This is a genomic window from Streptomyces sp. NPDC026246, assembly GCF_055567995.1.
Window position 1 is genome coordinate 148,649 of the sequence record NZ_JBVHPJ010000009.1, and the last position, 16,928, is coordinate 165,576.

Below are 16,928 nucleotides of genomic sequence, written 5' to 3' on the forward strand. Positions count from 1 at the left end.
GTTGAGCAGCGCCGCGCCCCGCGTCACCGGCCACGACCACGCCGGCTCCGGCCACCTGTGGTCGGTGGACGAGCACCTGGAGGACATCCTCGCCACCGTCCGGCCCCTGGAGCCCATCGAGCTGCACCTGCTCGACGCCCAGGGCTGCGTCCTCGTCGAGGACGTCACGGTGCCGGTGTCCCTGCCACCCTTCGACAACAGCTCGATGGACGGCTACGCGGTGCGGGTCGCGGACGTGGCGGGCGCGAGCGAGGAGTTCCCGGCCTCCCTGGAGGTCGTCGGGGACGTGGCCGCGGGTCAGGCCGACCTCGTCCACGTGGGCCCCGGCCAGGCCGCCCGCATCATGACCGGCGCCCCGCTGCCGCCCGGCGCCGAGACCGTCGTGCCCGTGGAGTGGACCGACGGCGGGCTCGGCGAGGGCCCGGTGCACGGCATGCGCGCCCGCAGCCTCGCCCCCGAGGGCGCCACCGGGCAGGTGCAGGTCCACCGCCCGGCCGGGCCCCGCGCGCACGTGCGCGCCAAGGGCAGCGACGTGAAGGCCGGCGACCGTGCCCTGGAGGCGGGCACGATCCTCGGCCCGCCGCAGATCGCCCTGCTCGCCGCGATCGGCCGCGGCACCGTCCGCGTACGTCCCCGCCCGCGCGTGGTGGTGCTCTCCACCGGCAGCGAACTCGTCCAGCCCGACACGGAACTGCGCACGGGTCAGATCTACGACTCCAACAGCTTCGCCCTCACCGCGGCCGCCCGGGACGCCGGCGCCATCGCCTACCGCGTGGGCGCCGTCGCCGACGACGCCGAGACCCTGCGCTCCACCATCGAGGACCAGCTCGTCCGCGCCGACCTGGTGGTCACCACGGGCGGCGTCAGCGTCGGCGCCTACGACGTCGTCAAGGAGGCCCTGTCCCACGTCGGCGACGAGGACGAGCCCGGCAGCGGCGTGGAGTTCCGCAAGCTCGCCATGCAGCCCGGCAAGCCCCAGGGCTTCGGTTCCATCGGCCCCGACCACACCCCGCTGCTGGCCCTGCCCGGCAACCCGGTGTCCTCGTACGTCTCCTTCGAGTTGTTCGTCCGCCCGGCCATCCGCACCCTCATGGGCCTGGAGGACGTGCACCGCCCCACGACCCGGGCGACGCTCGTCGCGGACAAGGCCCTGACCTCGCCGAAGGGCCGTCGGCAGTTCCTGCGCGCCACCTGCTCCGGCGGCCGCGTCACCCCCGTCGGCGGGGCCGGATCCCACCTGGTCGCCGCCCTCGCCCACGCGGACGCCCTCATCGTCGTCCCCGAGGACACCGAGTCCGTCGAGCCGGGCACCGCGGTCGAGGTGGTCCTGCTCGGCCGATAGCCCCTGGTTGGGGGTACCGTGTCGCGCACAGCAGGCCCCGCGCCGCACCGCGACGGGCCCGGACCGGGAGCGCCACACAGCATGAGCACGCAGGACCCACCCACGCGGGACGGCCCCGCACAGGACCGGCTGACGCACATCGACGAGGCGGGCGCGGCCCGCATGGTCGACGTCTCGGACAAGGACGTGACCGCGCGCACCGCGCGCGCCAGCGGACGTGTCCTGGTCTCGCCCCGCGTGATCGAACTGCTGCGCGGCGAGGGTGTCCCCAAGGGCGACGCCCTCGCGACCGCGCGGATCGCCGGGATCATGGGCGCCAAACGCACCCCCGACCTCATCCCGCTCTGCCACCCGTTGTCGGTGTCCGGTGTGAAACTGGACCTGTCGGTCGCGGACGACGCCGTGGAGATCCTGGCCACCGTGAAGACGACGGACCGCACGGGCGTCGAGATGGAGGCCCTCACCGCGGTCTCCGTCGCCGCGCTCACCGTGATCGACATGGTCAAGGCGGTCGACAAGGGAGCGGTCATCACGGACGTGCGGGTGGAGGAGAAGACGGGCGGCAAGTCGGGCGACTGGAGCCGGGCATGACACACGACGCGCCGACCGGTGACGCACGCTCGGCCCCGTACCGAGCCCTGGTCGTCACCGCATCGAACCGGGCCGCTGCCGGCGTCTACGAGGACAAGGGCGGTCCGCTGATCGCCGACGGCCTGAAGCGCTTCGGCTTCGCCGTCGACGGCCCGCAGGTCGTCCCGGACGGCGACCCCGTCGAAGCGGCCCTGCGCGCCGGGGCCGACGCCGGCTACGACGTGATCGTCACCACCGGCGGCACGGGCATCTCGCCCACCGACCGCACCCCCGAGGCCACCCGCCGGGTGATCGACCACGAGGTGCCCGGCATCGCCGAGGCCGTCCGGGCGTTCGGCCGCGAGAAGGTGCCCACCGCGGCCCTCTCCCGCGGTCTGGCCGGAGTGGCCGGGAGCACCCTGATCGTCAACCTGCCCGGATCCAGCGGCGGCGTGAAGGACGGCCTCACCGTCCTGGAGCCGCTGCTCGTCCACGCCGTCGAGCAGCTGCGCGGCGGCGACCACCCGAGACCCGGCAGTGGGGGTGCGAGCTGAACCGCCCATCCTGGCCCGCCGAGCTGGTGGACGGCGACATCGTCCTCAGGCCCATAAAGCTGCGCGACCAGCGGGCGTGGCGCGATGTCAACCGGCGCAACCGCGACTGGCTGCGCCCCTGGGAGGCGACGATCCCGCCGCCCACGCCGGGCGGGCCCCTGACGCACCGCCCGACCTTCCGCCAGATGGTGCGCCACCTGCGGTCGGAGGCCAACGCGGGCCGGATGCTGCCGTTCGTGATCGAGTACCAGGGGCGGCTGGTCGGGCAGCTGACGGTCGCCGGGATCACCTGGGGCTCGATGTGCTCGGGGCACATCGGCTACTGGGTGGACGAGGCGGTGGCCGGGCGCGGCGTGATGCCGACGGCGGTGGCCCTCGTGACGGACCACTGTTTCCGCTCGGTCGGACTGCACCGCATCGAGGTCTGCATTCGCCCGGAGAACGGCCCGAGCCGCCGGGTCGTGGAGAAACTCGGATTCCGCGAGGAGGGTCTGCGGCCGCGTTATCTGCACATCGACGGCGCCTGGCGCGACCATCTCGTCTTCGCGCTCACCGCGGAGGAAGTGCCGGACGGGCTGCTCAGGCGCTGGCACCGGGCCCGCGCGCAGAGTAATCCGGGAATGCGTCACCACCCGGGAAATTGAATACGTGTTCGAAATTGATCGCCGGATGACCGTCTCGCGGTCATGAATTCCCGGCCCGAGCGGTCTGCTGATCGCATCGGTCACAAGAAAAGTTCGAAATATCAGCCAGATCGTGCGACACACCGGCTCAATTGGCAGATGGCCTCACGCAAACCCCTCTACGGTGTGAGGCGTGAGCAGCAGCGGCCTCATCTACGCAGTCATTGTCGGGGCCTGGGCCGCCTACTTGGTGCCGATGTGGCTCCGTAGGCAGGACGAGCTGAACGAGGCCCGTCCGACGGAACGCTTCAGCACCGCCATCCGGCTCCTGTCCGGAAAGGCGGCCATGGAGCGCCGGTACGCCAAGGACCTGCGGGCGCGCTCCGCCGAGGAGGGGGAGCAGGACGCCGGCGACCTGGACGCCGCCACCGAGTCGGTGGACGTCCGGGCCTTCGCCGTGTCCAAGACCCGCCCGCACACCCAGGCGCCCGTACCGTCGCCCGCCCCCGAACAGCCGGCCCACCCGGCACCGGACCCGGCCGGCCGCGACCGCACGCGCGACCGCACGCCCGGCCCCGCCGCCCGGCGCCCCTCTCCGCAGGCCGAGGCGGCCGCAGCACGGGCCCGGCGCTCGAAGGTCCTCGCGCGCCGCCGGCGCACCACGATCATGCTCTTCCTCGCCTTCACCCTCGGCGCGATCGTCGCGGCCGTCGGCGGACTCGCGTTCCTGTGGGCTCCCGGCGTGCCCGCGGTCATGCTCAGCGTGTACATCGCCTACCTGCGCTCCCAGGAGCGCCGGCGGTTCGTGTACCAGATGGACCGCCGCATGGCCGAGGTCGCGGCCCAGCGGCTGCGCGAGCGGCAGCGCCAGCCCCGCAGGCGCCTGGCGGCCGACGAGGAGGCCGCCGAGCCGGAGGAGGGACCCGAGCCGGTGACCGACCCCGGGCTGTCCGCCCTCGCGGCGGACCGGCGTGCCCTCGTCGAGCAGACCGATCACGCCGAGTGGGTCGACCAGCAGCGCGAACGGCAGCGGCGGCCCGGCCAGGGCGGCGACAGCTGGGAGCCGGTGCCGGTGCCTCTGCCGACGTACGTGACCGCGCCGGTCGCCCCGCGGGCCACCAGCGACGTGGACCTCGGCGCCCCCGACACCTGGAGCTCGGCCCGCTCCAGCGCGGTCGCACCGGACGCCGAGCACGAGAGCGCGCCCGTCGAGCCGGCCGCGGCGGACCCCCGCCCGCAGGCACCGGCCGACGACGACGGGCGCAGCGACGCACGCCGCGCGGCCTCCGCCCGACGGGCCCGGGAGCGCGGGCGCACGCCCCTGTTCGACCAGTACGAGGACGGCGAGCGCCCCCGGGCGGCCAACGAGTAGCCCTCGAACCCGCAGGTGGCCGCCCCTTCGGAACGGATTTCCAAGCAGGCCGATCGGGGTGCTAAAGTTTCACTCGTTGCAAGGGCCTGTGGCGCAGTCCGGTAGCGCACCTCGTTCGCATCGAGGGGGCCAGGGGTTCAAATCCCCTCAGGTCCACGCAGCTCAGAGCCCGGTCGGGAAACCGACCGGGCTCTGACGTATGTTCAGGGCCCGATCGGTGAGCCGGTGGCCGGCGGTGGCCCGCGCCGGGGTGACACGAGCCACAGCAGGGACACGCGCTGAGCGCCCGTCAGCCGCCCGGCCGCAGGTCCTTGGCGAAGCAGCGGCTCGCCTCGTGATGACGGTAGTAGCCGAACTTCCCGCAGGGCGCGTAGCCGCTGGACGTGTACAGGGCGATGGCCTCGGGCTGCTTGGTGCCGGTCTCCAGGACCATGCGCCGGCGTCCCGCCGCCCGGGCGTCCTCCTCCAGGGCGGCCAGGATGCGGCGGGCCAGACCCCGGCCGCGCATCTGCTCGATCACGTACATCCGCTTGAGCTCGGCGTCGCCGTCGAGGTTGCCCTCGTCGTTGGCGTCCTGGGTGCGCCAGCCGCCCGAGGCGACCGGTGTGCCGTCCGCGTCGTAGGCGACCAGGTAGGTCCCGTTCGGCGGGTCGAAGTCGGCGGCGGCCATGGGGGTGGCGTCGCCGTCGTCCCCGTAGCGGACGGCGTACTCGGCCTGGACCTGGTCGCTGAGCTTCATGGCGTCGGGGTGGTCGAAGGAGACCCGGCGTATGTCCATGACGGATACGGTATGTGATCCGGAACTGGACGCAGTCCAGGGTGCCGGTATCGTGCCGGGGTGCTGACTGTGACCTCTGTGAATGTGAACGGGCTGCGGGCCGCCGCGAAGAAGGGCTTCGTGGAGTGGCTCGCCGGGACCTCGGCCGACGTGCTGTGCCTGCAGGAGGTGCGGGCCGAACCGGAGCAGCTGCCCGAACACGTCCGCGCGCCCGAGGGCTGGCACGTCGTGCACGCCCCGGCCGCCGCGAAGGGCCGTGCCGGGGTGTCCCTGTACAGCCGCCGCGAGCCCGACCGGGTGCGGATCGGCTTCGGCTCCGCCGAGTTCGACGGCAGCGGCCGGTACGTGGAGGCGGACCTGCCGGGCGTCACCGTCGCCTCGCTGTACCTGCCCTCCGGCGAGGTCGGCACGGAGCGGCAGGACGAGAAGGAACGCTTCATGGGCGAGTTCCTCGCCTACCTGAAGGACCTCCGGCAGCGGGCCGCCGCCGAGGGGCGTGAGGTGCTGGTCTGCGGCGACTGGAACATCGCCCACGACAAGGCCGACCTGAAGAACTGGCGCGGCAACCAGAAGTCCTCCGGCTTCCTGCCCGAGGAACGCGCCTGGCTGACCCAGGTCTTCGACCCGGCGGACGGAGGCTACGCCGACGTCGTCCGCACCCTCCACCCGGACACGGAGGGCCCGTACTCGTGGTGGTCGTACCGGGGGCGGGCCTTCGACAACGACACGGGTTGGCGCATCGACTACCACGTCTCCACCCCGGGGCTCGCCGAGCGGGCCGTCAAGGGGTTCGTGGAGCGCGCCGCCACGCACGCCGAGCGGTGGTCCGACCACGCCCCCGTGACCGTCGTCTACGACCGCTAGATCCGTCCGGCCCTAGGAGTCTCCCGCGCGCATCCGCCGGTCCAGCGCCAGGGACAGTTCCGCCTCCACCACGCTGCGGGCCAGGGGGCGCAGGCGGGGGAGGTCCGTTCGGTTCGCGTGGCGGAGGACCAGGGCCGTGAAGAGGTCGGCCAGGGCGTCGGTGTGGGTACGGACCTCCTTGGCGGCGGCGAGGACCTCCGCGAGCGGGATGCCCTCCTGGACCAGGGCCGAGGAGACCTCCAGCAGGCGGCGGCTGATGTGCACGATCTCGCCGCCGTCGGTGCCGAGGTAGCCGAGGTCCATCGCGGCCGCGAGGTTCTCGGGGGTGGCCTCGCCGGCGAAGTGGTCGGCGAGTTCCTCGGGGGTGAGGTGGACCGGCTCCTCCTCGGTGGGCGGGCCGACGCCGAGGAGGTCGCCGACGTCCCGGCCGTGGTCGAAGGCCTCGGCCAGTTCGGCGATGCCGCTGAGGGTGTGGCCGCGCTCCAGCAGGGCGGTGATGGTGCGCAGCCGGGCCAGGTGGTCGTCGTCGTACCAGGCGATGCGGCCCTCGCGGCGCGGTGGCGGGATCAGCTTGCGCTCGCGGTAGAAGCGCAGGGTGCGCACCGTGATCCCGGCGAGGCGGGCCAGCTCTTCCATGCGGTATTCACGCTTCTCGGCCACCTGGGCACCTTAAGGCGTACCGCCGGTAACTTCCTCGTCCTGCCCCCTACCCATCGGTACGCTCCTGCCCTACGCTCCCATTGCGCCAGTGTTCACTGGCACGGTTCTCGTGGTGTGTGGAGGTGTCGGCATGGGCGAGCGCGAACGCGAGCACGTACGGGTCGCGGTGGTCGGATCCGGGTTCGGCGGGCTGGGGGCCGCCGTGCGGCTGCGCCGGGAGGGGATCACCGACTTCGTCGTGCTGGAGCGGGCGAGCAGCGTCGGCGGCACCTGGCGGGACAACAGCTACCCGGGATGCGCCTGCGACGTGCCCTCGCACCTGTACTCGTTCTCCTTCGCGCCCAACCCGGACTGGCCGCGCACCTTCTCCGGCCAGGAGCACATCCGCGCCTACCTGGAGCACGTGGCGGACACCTTCCGGCTGCGGCCGCACATCCGCTTCGACTCGGAGGTGAAGCGGATGGCCTGGGACGCCGAGCGGCTGTGCTGGGACATCGACACCAGCAGCGGGAGCCTGTCGGCGGACATGGTCGTGTCGGCCACCGGGCCGCTGTCCGATCCGAAGGTGCCGGACGTCCCCGGCCTGGAGTCCTTCCCCGGCAAGGTGTTCCACTCCGCCCGCTGGGACCACGACTACGACTTGCGCGGCAAGCGCGTCGCCGTGGTGGGCACCGGCGCCTCGGCCATCCAGATCGTGCCGTCGATCCAGCCGGAGGTCTCCCGGCTCACCCTCTTCCAGCGCACCCCGCCGTGGGTGATGCCCCGGATGGACCGGGCCGTCAGCAACGCCGAGCGGTGGCTGCACCGGCAGCTGCCCTTCACCTCGCAGCTGCGCCGCGGACTGCTGTGGGGCATCCGGGAGCTGCAGGTGCAGGCGTTCACCAAGCGCCCGAACGAACTGGGCTTCGTCGAGCAGCTGGCCAAGCGCAACATGGCCCGGGCGATCAAGGACCCGGCGCTGCGGGCGAAGCTCACGCCGGACTACCGCATCGGCTGCAAGCGGATCCTGCTGTCCAGCGCGTACTACCCGGCGATCGCGCGGCCGAACGTGGACGTCGTGGCGAGCGGTCTGGCCGAGGTGCGCGGCTCCACCCTGGTCGCCGCCGACGGCAGTGAGGCCGAGGTGGACGCGATCGTCTTCGGAACCGGCTTCCACGTCACCGACATGCCCATCGCCGACCGGGTCGTGGGCGCCGACGGCCGGACGCTGGCCGAGACGTGGCAGGGCGGCATGGAGGCCCTGCGCGGCGCCTCGGCGGCCGGTTTCCCGAACTGGATGACGATCATCGGACCCAACACGGGCCTGGGGAACTCCTCGATGATCCTGATGATCGAGTCCCAGCTGAACTACCTGGCCGACTTCGTGCGCCAGCTCGACGTGCTCGGGGGCCGGGTCGCCCTCGACGCCCGGCCCGAGGCCGTGCGCGGGTGGAACCACCGTGTGCAGGAACGCATGAAGCGGACGGTGTGGAACACCGGAGGCTGCACCAGCTGGTACCTCGACGCCAGCGGTCGCAACACCACCATCTGGCCCGGGACGACGGCCGAGTTCCGGCGCGCGACGCGGCGCGTGGACCTCGCCGAGTACGACGTGCTGCGGGCGCCCGCGGCCGGCCGGGGCGAGCAGCGGGACGCGACGAAGGCGGGGGTGGACGCGTGAGCCGCATGTACGTCGACTCCGGGCCCTACGCCCCGCCCGTCCCGGTGCGCGAGCTGACCGCCGTCTCCGCCGACGGCGCCCGGCTGCACGTGGAGGTCCACGGACCCGAGGGCGCCCCGGCGGTGGTCCTCGCCCACGGCTGGACCTGCTCCACCGCCTTCTGGGCGGCGCAGATCCGCGACCTGGCCGCCGACCACCGGGTCATCGCCTACGACCAGCGCGGCCACGGCCGCAGCCCCGCGAGCCGGGCGTGCAGCACCGACGCGCTCGCCGACGACCTGGAAGCCGTCCTCGAAGCCACCCTCGCCCCCGGCGAACAGGCCGTGATCGCGGGGCACTCCATGGGCGGCATGACCGTCATGGCGGCCTCCGCCCGGGCCGGCTTCCGGGCCCACGCGGCCGCCGTCCTGCTGTGCAGCACGGGCAGTTCGCAGCTGGTGGCGGCCTCCACCGTCGTGCCCCTGCGGCCCGGGCGGCTGCGCACCTGGCTGACCCGGCGGATCCTCGGCTCGCGCGCCCCGCTCGGGCCGGTGACGCCCCTGGCCCGGCGGATCCTCAAGTACGGGACCATGGGCCCGGCTTCGGCGCCGCACATGGTCGAGGCGTGTGCCCGGATCGTGCACGCCTGCCCCCGCACGGTCCGCCACACCTGGTCGCAGGTGCTCGACCTGCTCGATCTCGACCACGGCGTGCGGGAGTTGCGGGTGCCGACGGCGGTCGTCGTCGGCACGGCGGACCGGCTGACGCCGCCGTCGCGGGCCCGGGCGCTGTGCGAGGCACTGCCCCGGTGCACCGGGATCACCGAACTGCCCGGCATCGGCCACATGGCGCCCATCGAGGCGCCCGAGCCCGTCAATCGGGCGATACGCGAGCTCGTCACCACCCACATCCAGGTCGTATCCGAGGAGAGCGCATGAGCAGGGTCAGCCTCGAGGGCAAGGTCGCCGTGGTGACCGGAGCGGCGCGCGGTGTGGGGGAGTTGCTGGCCCGCAAGCTCTCCGCGCGAGGCGTGAGGGTCGCCCTGGTCGGGCTGGAGCCGGACGCGCTCAAGCAGGTCTCGGCGCGGCTGCACAGCGACAGCGACCACTGGCACGCCGACGTCACCGACCACGAGGAGATGGCCCGGGTCGCCGCGGCGGTGAAGGAGCGCTTCGGCCGGGTGGACATCGTCGTCGCCAACGCCGGTGTGGCGACCGGCGGTCCGTTCGCCGACTCCGACCCGGAGTCCTGGCGGCGGGTGATCGAGGTGAATCTGATCGGCTCGGCGGTGACCGCACGGGCCTTCCTGCCCGCGCTGCTGGAGAGCCGGGGCTATCTGCTGCAGATCGCGTCCCTGGCCGCCATCACCCCGGCGCCGATGATGACCGCGTACTGCGCGTCCAAGTCGGGCGTGGAGGCGTACGCGCACAGTCTGCGGGCCGAGGTCGGTTACCGGGGCGTGGGGGTCGGTGTCGGGTATCTGTCGTGGACGGACACGGACATGGTGCGCGGGGCCGACCAGGACGACGTGATGCGGGAGTTGAGGCAGCGGCTGCCCTGGCCGTCCAACAAGACCTATCCGCTCGGTCCCGCGGTGGACCGGCTGGTGGCGGGCATCGAGCGCCGGTCGAGCCACGTCTACGGGCAGTGGTGGCTGCGCGGGATGCAGGGGGTGCGCGGCTACCTGCCCGCGGTCATCGGGACGGTGGGGCAGCGGGAGATGCGGCGCTTCGCCGACCGGCTGACGGGCATGCGCACGGGCCTGGTGGGGGCCGGTGGCGCGGCCGACGAACAGCAGCGCACTACGCTCCGTGAATGATCGACATGCGCAGGGTCACGGCCCGTGTGAATCTGATCGAGCCAGATCCCCTCACCCCCAACGGGAGTGAACCCACATGGGTATGAAGGACCAGTTCCAGGAGAAGTCCGAGCAGTGGCAGAACCAGGCCCGTCAGAAGGCGGACCAGGCTCGCGAGCAGATGCAGGGCCGCGGCCGTCGGCGTGACGAGGACATGGACCCCTCGCAGCCGCAGCGCGACCGTGAGCGTGAGCGCGAGCAGGAGGACCGCTTCGACCAGGACTTCGACGCCTGACGTTGCGTGCTGAGCGGACTGGGGCGCCCCCGTGCGGGGCGCCCCTTTCCCGTGCCGGTCAGGCGCGCGGCGGCAGCTTCGGGCGGGAGCGGTCGGGCACGTCGCGATACGTCGGCGGGGTCGCGGGCGGGTTGGTCTCCAGCAGGCGCAGGGCGAGTTCGACGGCGTCGGCCAGCTGGGCGTGCCGTCCCTCGGCCCAGTCCAGCGGGGTGCGCAGGACGTCGATGTCGGGGGCGACGCCCTTGTTCTCCACGGACCAGCCGTAGGCGTCGAACCAGGCCGCGTTCATCGGCACGGTGATCACGGTGCCGTCGCCCAGTACGTGCCGGCCGGTCATGCCGACCACTCCGCCCCAGGTGCGCTGTCCCACCACGGGTCCCAGCCCGAGCAGCTTGAACGCGGCGGTGATCATGTCACCGTCGGAGGAGGTCGCCTCGTCGGCCAGGGCCACCACCGGGCCGCGGGGCGCGTTGGAGGTGTACGACACGGGCTGGGCGTCGCGGGTCAGGTCCCAGCCCAGGATGGTCCGGCTCAGCGTCTCGACGACCAGTTCGCTGATGTGGCCGCCGGCGTTGCCGCGCACGTCCACGATCAGGGCGGGCCGGGAGACCTCCATGCGCAGGTCGCGGTTGAACTGCGCCCAGCCGGAGCCGCCCATGTCGGGGATGTGCAGGTAGCCGCAGCGGCCCCCGCTCACCTCGCGGACCACCTCGCGGCGTTTGGCCACCCAGTCCTGGTAGCGCAGCGGCCGTTCGTCGGTCAGCGGGACGACGGCGACGCGGCGGGGCGCTCCCGTGCCCTCGGCGGGGGTGAAGGTCAGTTCCACGGTCGTCCCGCCCGCGCCGGCCAGCAGCGGGTAGGGGCCGGTGCCGGGGTCCACCGGGCGGCCGTCGACGTGGGTGAGCACCGCGCCCTCGCGGATGCCCGTGCCGGCGAGCGGGGAGCGGGCCTTGGAGTCGGAGGAGTCGCCGGGCAGGATCCGTTTGACCGTCCACCTGCCGTCGCGGCACACGAGGTTCGCGCCGAGGAGGCCCTGGCGGCGCTGGTAGTGCGGCGGGCCCTCGTTGCGCCGGGCGGCCGTCACGTAGGCGTGGGACGTGCCGAGTTCGCCCAGCACCTCGCGCAGCAGGTCCGCGAACTCGTCCGGGGACGCGACCCGTTCGACCAGCGGGCGGTACTGGGCCAGCACCCCGTCCCAGTCGATGCCGCACATGCCGGGGTCCCAGAAGTACGCCCGGATCAGCCGGCCGGCCTCCTCGTACGCCTGCCGCCATTCCGTCGCGGGGTCGACGGTGTGCAGGATGCGGCGTGCGTCGATCCACACCGTCGAGTCGGAGTCGCCCGGTTCGTGGGACGGGACGGCGCGCAGCTCGCCCTCGTCGACGATCACCAGCCGGGTGCCGTCGCCGCTGACGGCGAACCCGTCCAGGTGCTGGGCCAGTTCGGACCTCCGGCCCTTGGCGAGGGTGAAGTGCTCCAGGGTGGGCCGGCCGGTGGTGTCGTCCGGGCTGGCGAAGGTCTCGCCGAGCGCGCCGGAGATCGGCCAGCGCAGCCACACCAGGCCGCCACCGGCCACCGGGTGCAGCGCCGAGTACTTGGAGGCGGCGACCGGGAAGGGGGTGACCCGGCTCTCCAGGCCCTCGACCTCCACGGTCACGGCCCCGTTCTCGCCGTTGCCGTCGTCCTCGACGGGGTCCAGGCCCCCGGCGGCCGGGCGGCCCTCGGGGTTCACCGCGAACGGGGAGGGCGTCGCGGAGGACAGCGGCACCAGGTAGGGGCGGCAGCCCAGGGGGAAGGACAGGTCGCCGGTGTGCACGTCGTAGACGGGGTCGAAGCCGCGCCAGGAGAGGAAGGCGAGGTAGCGGCCGTCGCGGGTGAAGACCGGGTTCTCGTCCTCGAAGCGGCCGTTGGTGACGTCGGTGACGAACCGGTCGGCGATCCTGGCGAGTCTGATCTGCCGCAGGGTCCGGCCGATGCCCGGGTGCGACCAGGTCAGCCACGCCCCGTCGGGGGAGAACGCCAGGTCGCGCACGGGGCCGTTGTCCGACCTGGTCAGCTCGGTGACCTCGCCGGGGGAGTCCTCGCCCACGTCCACCAGCAGCAGCCGGCCGTCGTGCGCGGCGACCGCGAGCCGCTCGCCCGCGGGGTCCGCCACCAGTTCACGCACCCGCCCCAGCGCACCCTGTGCCAGCCGCCGGGGCGCCCGGGCGCCGCTGGCCCGGGGCAGGAAGGCGATCTCGACGGCGTCCTCGCCCTCGGCGTCGGTCACGTACGCCACCCGGCCGCCGGCGCCGAGCCTCTCCGGCAGCCGCACCCGTACGCCCGGGGTGTCGGCGAGGGCGCGGGCGGGGCCGTCGCGGTGGGTGAGCCAGTACAGGCTGCCGCGTACGACGACCGCGCAGGCCCGCCCGGTCTCGTCGACCGCGAGCCCGTCGAGGTGCTGGGAGGCCGCCACCTGGTAGGGGCGCCGCCCGGCCCGCGGTCCGCTCAGCCGGACGTCCAGCCGGCGCGGCACGGCGTCCGGCGCCAGGTCGTCGACCAGCCACAGGTCGCCCGCGCACTGGTACACCACGCGGGTGCCGTCGCTGGACGCGTGGCGGGCGTAGAAGGCGTCGTGGTCGGTGTGGCGGCGCAGGTCGGAACCGTCGTGGGCGCAGGAGTAGAGGTTGCCGACGCCCTCGTGGTCGGAGAGGAAGGCGATCCGGCCGCCGACGAGCATGGGGGAGTGCAGATGGCCGTCGAGGCCGTCGAGGAGCCGTTCGCCGTGCAGCCACAGCCGGCCGGTGGCCCCGCCGCGGTAGCGCTTCCAGGAGGCCGGTTCGTGCGGCGGGGTGCCGGTGAGCAGCAGCGACTTGCGCTCCCCGGCGAGGTCGGCGACCTGGATGTCGGAGACCGGGCCCCAGGGCAGTTTGCGGCCCGGGTCGCCCTCGGGGGAGAGCTTGTAGGCCCAGGTGAAGAACGAGAAGGGTTCGCCGTGCGAGGCCACGGCCAGGATGTCGCCGTCCGGTGTCCAGCCGCAGACCCGGGTGTCGGCGCTGCCCCAGTGGCTGACCTGCCGGGCCGGGCCGCCGTCCACCGCGGCGAGGTGCACCTCGGGCACGAGGGTGCGCCAGCTCGTGTACGCGAGGTGGCGGCCGTCGGGCGAGAAGCGCGGGTGGCCCACCTTGGTGCGGTCCACGGTGAGCCGCCAGGCGCGCCCGGGACCGTCCAGAGGGGCGAGCCAGAGGTCGTCCTCCGCCACGAAGCAGAGCAGGTCGTCATGGAGGTGCGGCAGACGCAGATAGGTCACCCGACCATGCTTTGCCCGGGTATGGAGACCAGCAAGTCGTGACACGTGCGGCACGGTGACGCAGGACACGTACGAAACGGTTTCGTTCCCTTAAGGGCTGGGGTACCTTCGTGGTGTACGAAACCGTGTCGTTCCGAAGCAGGAAGGTGAGCACGATGGCCGATGTCGCCGCCGCGCGGCGCAGCCGGATCACCCCCGAGCGCGAGGCCGAGCTGTACACGGCCGTGCTCGACCTGCTCCGCGAGGTCGGTTACGACGCCCTCACCATGGACGCCGTGGCCGCCCGCACCCGGTCCAGCAAGGCCACGCTCTACCGCCAGTGGGGCGGCAAGCCGGAGCTGGTGGCGAAGGCGATCCGGCACAACAAGCCGGGCGGCACCGCCGACGTCGACACCGGATCCCTGCGCGGCGACCTGCACGCCCTCACCGCACGGGAGGACGACTGCGCCATGCAGCAGAACGCCGCGCTGATGCGGGGCCTGTTCATGGCGGTGCACGGCAATCCGGATCTCCTCCAGGCGTTCAAGGAACTGCTCATCGAACCCGAGATGGAGGAGTTCCACCGGGTGGTGCAGCGGGCCGTCGACCGCGGCGAGATCCAGGCCGGCCGCCCGGCGCTGGACTACGTCGTGCACATGCTGGTGGGCGCGTTCGCCACCCGCACACTGATCGACGACCAGCCGCCCACCCAGGCCTTCCTCATCTCGTACATCGACGCCGTGGTCCTCCCCGCCCTCGGCGTCCCCACCACCGACTAGTCCCCAGCTAGCCCTCCACCTGACGTCCACCGCTCACGTCGTCGGGCTGGTCTCCCCTGCCCTGAAGACCCACGACCTGACCGGGAGTACGCCCTCGTGGCCACTTTCCTCTACAAACTCGGCCGGCTCTCGTTCCGGCGGCGGCATGTCGTCGCCCTGATATGGGTGGCGTTGCTGGCCCTCGCCGGGGCCGGCGCGGCCGGCGCCCCGACCGCGGGCAACAGCTCGTTCTCCATTCCCGGCACCGAGGCCCAGAAGGCCTTCGACCTGCTGGAGCAGCGCTTCCCCGGCACCAGTGCCGACGGCGCCACCGCCCGTGTCGTCTTCAAGGCGCCCGGCGGCGAGAAGATGACCGACCCCGGCAACAAGGCGACCGTCCAGGACACCGTCAAGGAGCTGTCCGACGGTTCCGAGGTCGCCGCCGTCACCGACCCCTACCGGGCCAAGGCCGTCAGCAAGGACGGCACGATCGCCTACGCGCAGGTGTCCTACAAGGTCTCCGGCATGGAGCTGGACGACGCCGCCAAGGACGCCCTGGAGGACAGCGCGCAGCACGCCCGCGAGGCCGGGCTGACCGTCGAGATCGGCGGTGACGCGCTCCAGGCGGTGCCGCACACCGGCTCCAGCGAGGTCATCGGCATCGCGGTCGCCGCGGTCGTCCTGGTCATCACCTTCGGCTCGCTCGTCGCGGCCGGCCTGCCGCTGCTGACGGCCCTCATCGGCGTGGGCATCGGCGTGTCCACCATCACCGCCCTGGCAAGCGCCCTGGACCTGGGCTCGACCACCTCCATCCTCGCCATGATGATCGGCCTCGCGGTCGGCATCGACTACGCCCTGTTCATCGTCTCCCGCTACCGGGCCGAACTGGCCGAGGGCCGTGAGCGCGAGGAGGCGGCGGGCCGGGCCGTCGGCACGGCCGGCTCCGCGGTGGTCTTCGCGGGTCTCACCGTGGTGATCGCCCTGGTGGGCCTCGCCGTGGTCAACATCCCGATGCTCACCAAGATGGGCGTCGCGGCGGCCGGCACGGTGGCCATCGCCGTGCTGATCGCCCTGACCATGGTCCCGGCGCTGCTCGGCTACGCCGGCCGCAGGGTCAAGCCGATGGGGGAGAAGAGCAGGCTGCGCGGCCGGGCCGGGAAGCGGGAGAGCACCGGCGGGCCGGACAAGCCCGCCCGGCCCAACCTGGGCACGCGCTGGGCGAGCTTCGTCGTCCGCCGCCCCCTGGCCGTCCTGCTGCTCGGCGTCGTCGGCCTCGGCGCGGCGGCCATCCCTGCGGCCGACCTGGAGCTGGGTCTGCCCGACGACGGGTCCCAGCCCACCTCCACCACCCAGCGCCGCGCCTACGACCTGCTGTCCGACGGCTTCGGTCCGGGCTTCAACGGCCCGCTGATGGTCGTGGTAGACGCCAAGGGCAGCGACGACCCCAAGGCCGCCTTCACCGCGGTCGGCGACGAGATCAAGGGCCTGAAGGACGTGGTGACGGTGACGCCGCCCGCGCCCAACAAGGCCGGCGACACCGCCACCATCACCGTGATCCCCGGCTCCCAGCCGTCCTCGGCGTCCACGGAGAACCTGGTGCACGGCATCCGCGACGCGGGCGCCGGCATCAAGGCCGACACGGACGCGAACGTGCTGGTCACCGGCAGTACGGCCATGAACATCGACGTCAGCCAGAAGCTCAACGACGCCCTGGTGCCCTACCTGGTCCTGGTGGTCGGCCTGGCGTTCCTGCTGCTCATCGTGGTGTTCCGCTCCATCCTCGTCCCGCTCAAGGCGGCCCTCGGCTTCCTGCTGTCGGTGCTGGCCGCACTCGGCGCGGTCGTCGCGGTCTTCCAGTGGGGCTGGCTGTCGGACCTGATGGGCGTGGAGCAGACGGGCCCGGTCATGTCGATGATGCCGATCTTCATGGTCGGCGTGGTCTTCGGCCTGGCCATGGACTACGAGGTGTTCCTGGTGACCCGCATGCGGGAGGCCTACGTCCACGGCGAGAAGCCGGCCCAGGCCGTGGTCACCGGCTTCCGCCACGGCGCCCGGGTCGTCACCGCCGCCGCCGTGATCATGATGGCCGTGTTCGCCGGCTTCATCGGCTCCTCCGAGTCGATGGTCAAGATGATCGGCTTCGGTCTCGCGATCGCCGTGCTGTTCGACGCGTTCGTCGTCCGCATGGCCATCGTCCCGGCGGTCCTGGCCCTGCTCGGCCGCAAGGCCTGGTGGCTGCCGCGCTGGCTGGACCGGGCCCTGCCGAACGTCGACGTGGAGGGCGAGGGCCTGCGCGCCGCCTCCGGCGACGACGACGGCGACCGGGAACTGGTCCGCGTCTGACCCGGCGGACGGGGAGGCCGGTGCGGGCATCGCGTGCCCGCACCGGCCTCCCCGCTGCTCTCCG

General features: G+C 72.9%; 15 protein-coding genes and 1 tRNA gene. 13 read left to right on the forward strand and 3 right to left on the reverse strand.

What is annotated here, in order from left to right:
• The first annotated feature begins 1 nt into the window (after position 1).
• The 6 genes from glp to ACZ4M5_RS23235 all read left to right on the forward strand — a co-directional run bounded on the left by glp (position 2) and on the right by ACZ4M5_RS23235 (position 4,617).
• Entirely contained in the window at positions 2-1,342 is a 1,341-nt protein-coding gene (glp, locus tag ACZ4M5_RS23210; RefSeq protein WP_467739726.1) for a molybdotransferase-like divisome protein Glp, read from the forward strand.
• Between the two features lie 81 nt (positions 1,343-1,423).
• A complete protein-coding gene (gene moaC / locus ACZ4M5_RS23215; RefSeq protein WP_467739727.1) occupies positions 1,424-1,933 on the forward strand; it encodes a cyclic pyranopterin monophosphate synthase MoaC in 510 nt (169 codons plus the stop codon).
• Positions 1,930-2,466 (forward strand): MogA/MoaB family molybdenum cofactor biosynthesis protein, encoded by a 537-nt coding sequence (locus tag ACZ4M5_RS23220; protein WP_467739729.1) that lies wholly within the window; start codon positions 1,930-1,932, stop codon positions 2,464-2,466. Before moaC ends, ACZ4M5_RS23220 begins: the two co-directional genes overlap by 4 nt.
• Positions 2,467-2,489: 23 nt before the next feature.
• On the forward strand, positions 2,490-3,110 hold the full coding sequence (locus ACZ4M5_RS23225; RefSeq protein WP_467739878.1) for a GNAT family N-acetyltransferase: 621 nt from the start codon (positions 2,490-2,492) through the stop codon (positions 3,108-3,110).
• A gap of 172 nt (positions 3,111-3,282) precedes the next feature.
• On the forward strand, positions 3,283-4,461 hold the full coding sequence (gene sepX, locus ACZ4M5_RS23230) for a divisome protein SepX/GlpR (protein WP_467739731.1): 1,179 nt from the start codon (positions 3,283-3,285) through the stop codon (positions 4,459-4,461).
• An 82-nt stretch (positions 4,462-4,543) separates the two neighbouring features.
• Positions 4,544-4,617 (forward strand) — tRNA-Ala (locus tag ACZ4M5_RS23235).
• A gap of 133 nt (positions 4,618-4,750) precedes the next feature.
• On the opposite strand, the gene ACZ4M5_RS23240 is transcribed toward ACZ4M5_RS23235, so the two are convergent.
• The gene (locus ACZ4M5_RS23240; protein WP_467739736.1) at positions 4,751-5,239 is read right to left on the reverse strand and encodes a GNAT family N-acetyltransferase; all 489 of its coding nucleotides are present in this window, start codon (positions 5,237-5,239) and stop codon (positions 4,751-4,753) included.
• Positions 5,240-5,299: 60 nt separating this feature from the next.
• Between ACZ4M5_RS23240 and ACZ4M5_RS23245 the strand changes: the two genes are divergently transcribed.
• Positions 5,300-6,103, forward strand: coding sequence for an exodeoxyribonuclease III (locus ACZ4M5_RS23245; RefSeq protein ID WP_467739738.1), 804 nt, complete (start codon positions 5,300-5,302; stop codon positions 6,101-6,103).
• A 12-nt stretch (positions 6,104-6,115) separates the two neighbouring features.
• Here ACZ4M5_RS23245 and ACZ4M5_RS23250 read toward each other — a convergent pair whose 3' ends face one another.
• The gene (locus ACZ4M5_RS23250) at positions 6,116-6,739 is read right to left on the reverse strand and encodes a MerR family transcriptional regulator (RefSeq protein ID WP_467739879.1); all 624 of its coding nucleotides are present in this window, start codon (positions 6,737-6,739) and stop codon (positions 6,116-6,118) included.
• A gap of 154 nt (positions 6,740-6,893) precedes the next feature.
• On the opposite strand from ACZ4M5_RS23250, the gene ACZ4M5_RS23255 reads away from it, so the two are divergent.
• The 4 genes from ACZ4M5_RS23255 to ACZ4M5_RS23270 all read left to right on the forward strand — a co-directional run bounded on the left by ACZ4M5_RS23255 (position 6,894) and on the right by ACZ4M5_RS23270 (position 10,495).
• Positions 6,894-8,423: a flavin-containing monooxygenase gene (locus ACZ4M5_RS23255; RefSeq protein ID WP_467739740.1), complete on the forward strand. Its 1,530-nt coding sequence runs from the start codon at positions 6,894-6,896 to the stop codon at positions 8,421-8,423.
• Positions 8,420-9,340 carry an alpha/beta fold hydrolase gene (locus ACZ4M5_RS23260; RefSeq protein WP_467739742.1) on the forward strand — a complete coding sequence of 307 codons (921 nt, stop codon included), beginning with the start codon at positions 8,420-8,422 and terminating at the stop codon, positions 9,338-9,340. The genes ACZ4M5_RS23255 and ACZ4M5_RS23260 overlap by 4 nt, the downstream gene beginning before the upstream one ends.
• Complete coding sequence (locus ACZ4M5_RS23265) at positions 9,337-10,221, forward strand: SDR family oxidoreductase (RefSeq protein ID WP_467739744.1); 885 nt, start codon at positions 9,337-9,339, stop codon at positions 10,219-10,221. Before ACZ4M5_RS23260 ends, ACZ4M5_RS23265 begins: the two co-directional genes overlap by 4 nt.
• 76 nt (positions 10,222-10,297) lie before the next feature.
• Positions 10,298-10,495 (forward strand): hypothetical protein, encoded by a 198-nt coding sequence (locus tag ACZ4M5_RS23270; protein ID WP_398111050.1) that lies wholly within the window; start codon positions 10,298-10,300, stop codon positions 10,493-10,495.
• Positions 10,496-10,553: 58 nt separating this feature from the next.
• On the opposite strand, the gene ACZ4M5_RS23275 is transcribed toward ACZ4M5_RS23270, so the two are convergent.
• Complete coding sequence (locus ACZ4M5_RS23275) at positions 10,554-13,784, reverse strand: S41 family peptidase (protein WP_467739746.1); 3,231 nt, start codon at positions 13,782-13,784, stop codon at positions 10,554-10,556.
• A gap of 155 nt (positions 13,785-13,939) precedes the next feature.
• On the opposite strand from ACZ4M5_RS23275, the gene ACZ4M5_RS23280 reads away from it, so the two are divergent.
• Both ACZ4M5_RS23280 and ACZ4M5_RS23285 read left to right on the forward strand, forming a co-directional pair.
• The gene (locus tag ACZ4M5_RS23280) at positions 13,940-14,542 is read left to right on the forward strand and encodes a TetR/AcrR family transcriptional regulator (protein WP_369194494.1); all 603 of its coding nucleotides are present in this window, start codon (positions 13,940-13,942) and stop codon (positions 14,540-14,542) included.
• 96 nt (positions 14,543-14,638) lie between these two features.
• The gene (locus ACZ4M5_RS23285; protein WP_467739749.1) at positions 14,639-16,864 is read left to right on the forward strand and encodes an MMPL family transporter; all 2,226 of its coding nucleotides are present in this window, start codon (positions 14,639-14,641) and stop codon (positions 16,862-16,864) included.
• The last annotated feature ends 64 nt before the right edge of the window (positions 16,865-16,928 follow it).

Excerpts from the sequence above, each read along its gene's own strand:
- moaC (WP_467739727.1), top strand. The coding sequence starts at position 1,424 with ATGAGCACGCAGGACCCACCCACGCGGGACGGCCCCGCACAGGACCGG.
- ACZ4M5_RS23220 (WP_467739729.1), top strand. The coding sequence starts at position 1,930 with ATGACACACGACGCGCCGACCGGTGACGCACGCTCGGCCCCGTACCGA.
- ACZ4M5_RS23240 (WP_467739736.1), bottom strand. The coding sequence starts at position 5,239 with ATGGACATACGCCGGGTCTCCTTCGACCACCCCGACGCCATGAAGCTC.
- ACZ4M5_RS23250 (WP_467739879.1), bottom strand. The coding sequence starts at position 6,739 with ATGGAAGAGCTGGCCCGCCTCGCCGGGATCACGGTGCGCACCCTGCGC.
- ACZ4M5_RS23255 (WP_467739740.1), top strand. The coding sequence starts at position 6,894 with ATGGGCGAGCGCGAACGCGAGCACGTACGGGTCGCGGTGGTCGGATCC.
- ACZ4M5_RS23265 (WP_467739744.1), top strand. The coding sequence starts at position 9,337 with ATGAGCAGGGTCAGCCTCGAGGGCAAGGTCGCCGTGGTGACCGGAGCG.
- ACZ4M5_RS23270 (WP_398111050.1), top strand. The coding sequence starts at position 10,298 with ATGGGTATGAAGGACCAGTTCCAGGAGAAGTCCGAGCAGTGGCAGAAC.
- ACZ4M5_RS23280 (WP_369194494.1), top strand. The coding sequence starts at position 13,940 with ATGGCCGATGTCGCCGCCGCGCGGCGCAGCCGGATCACCCCCGAGCGC.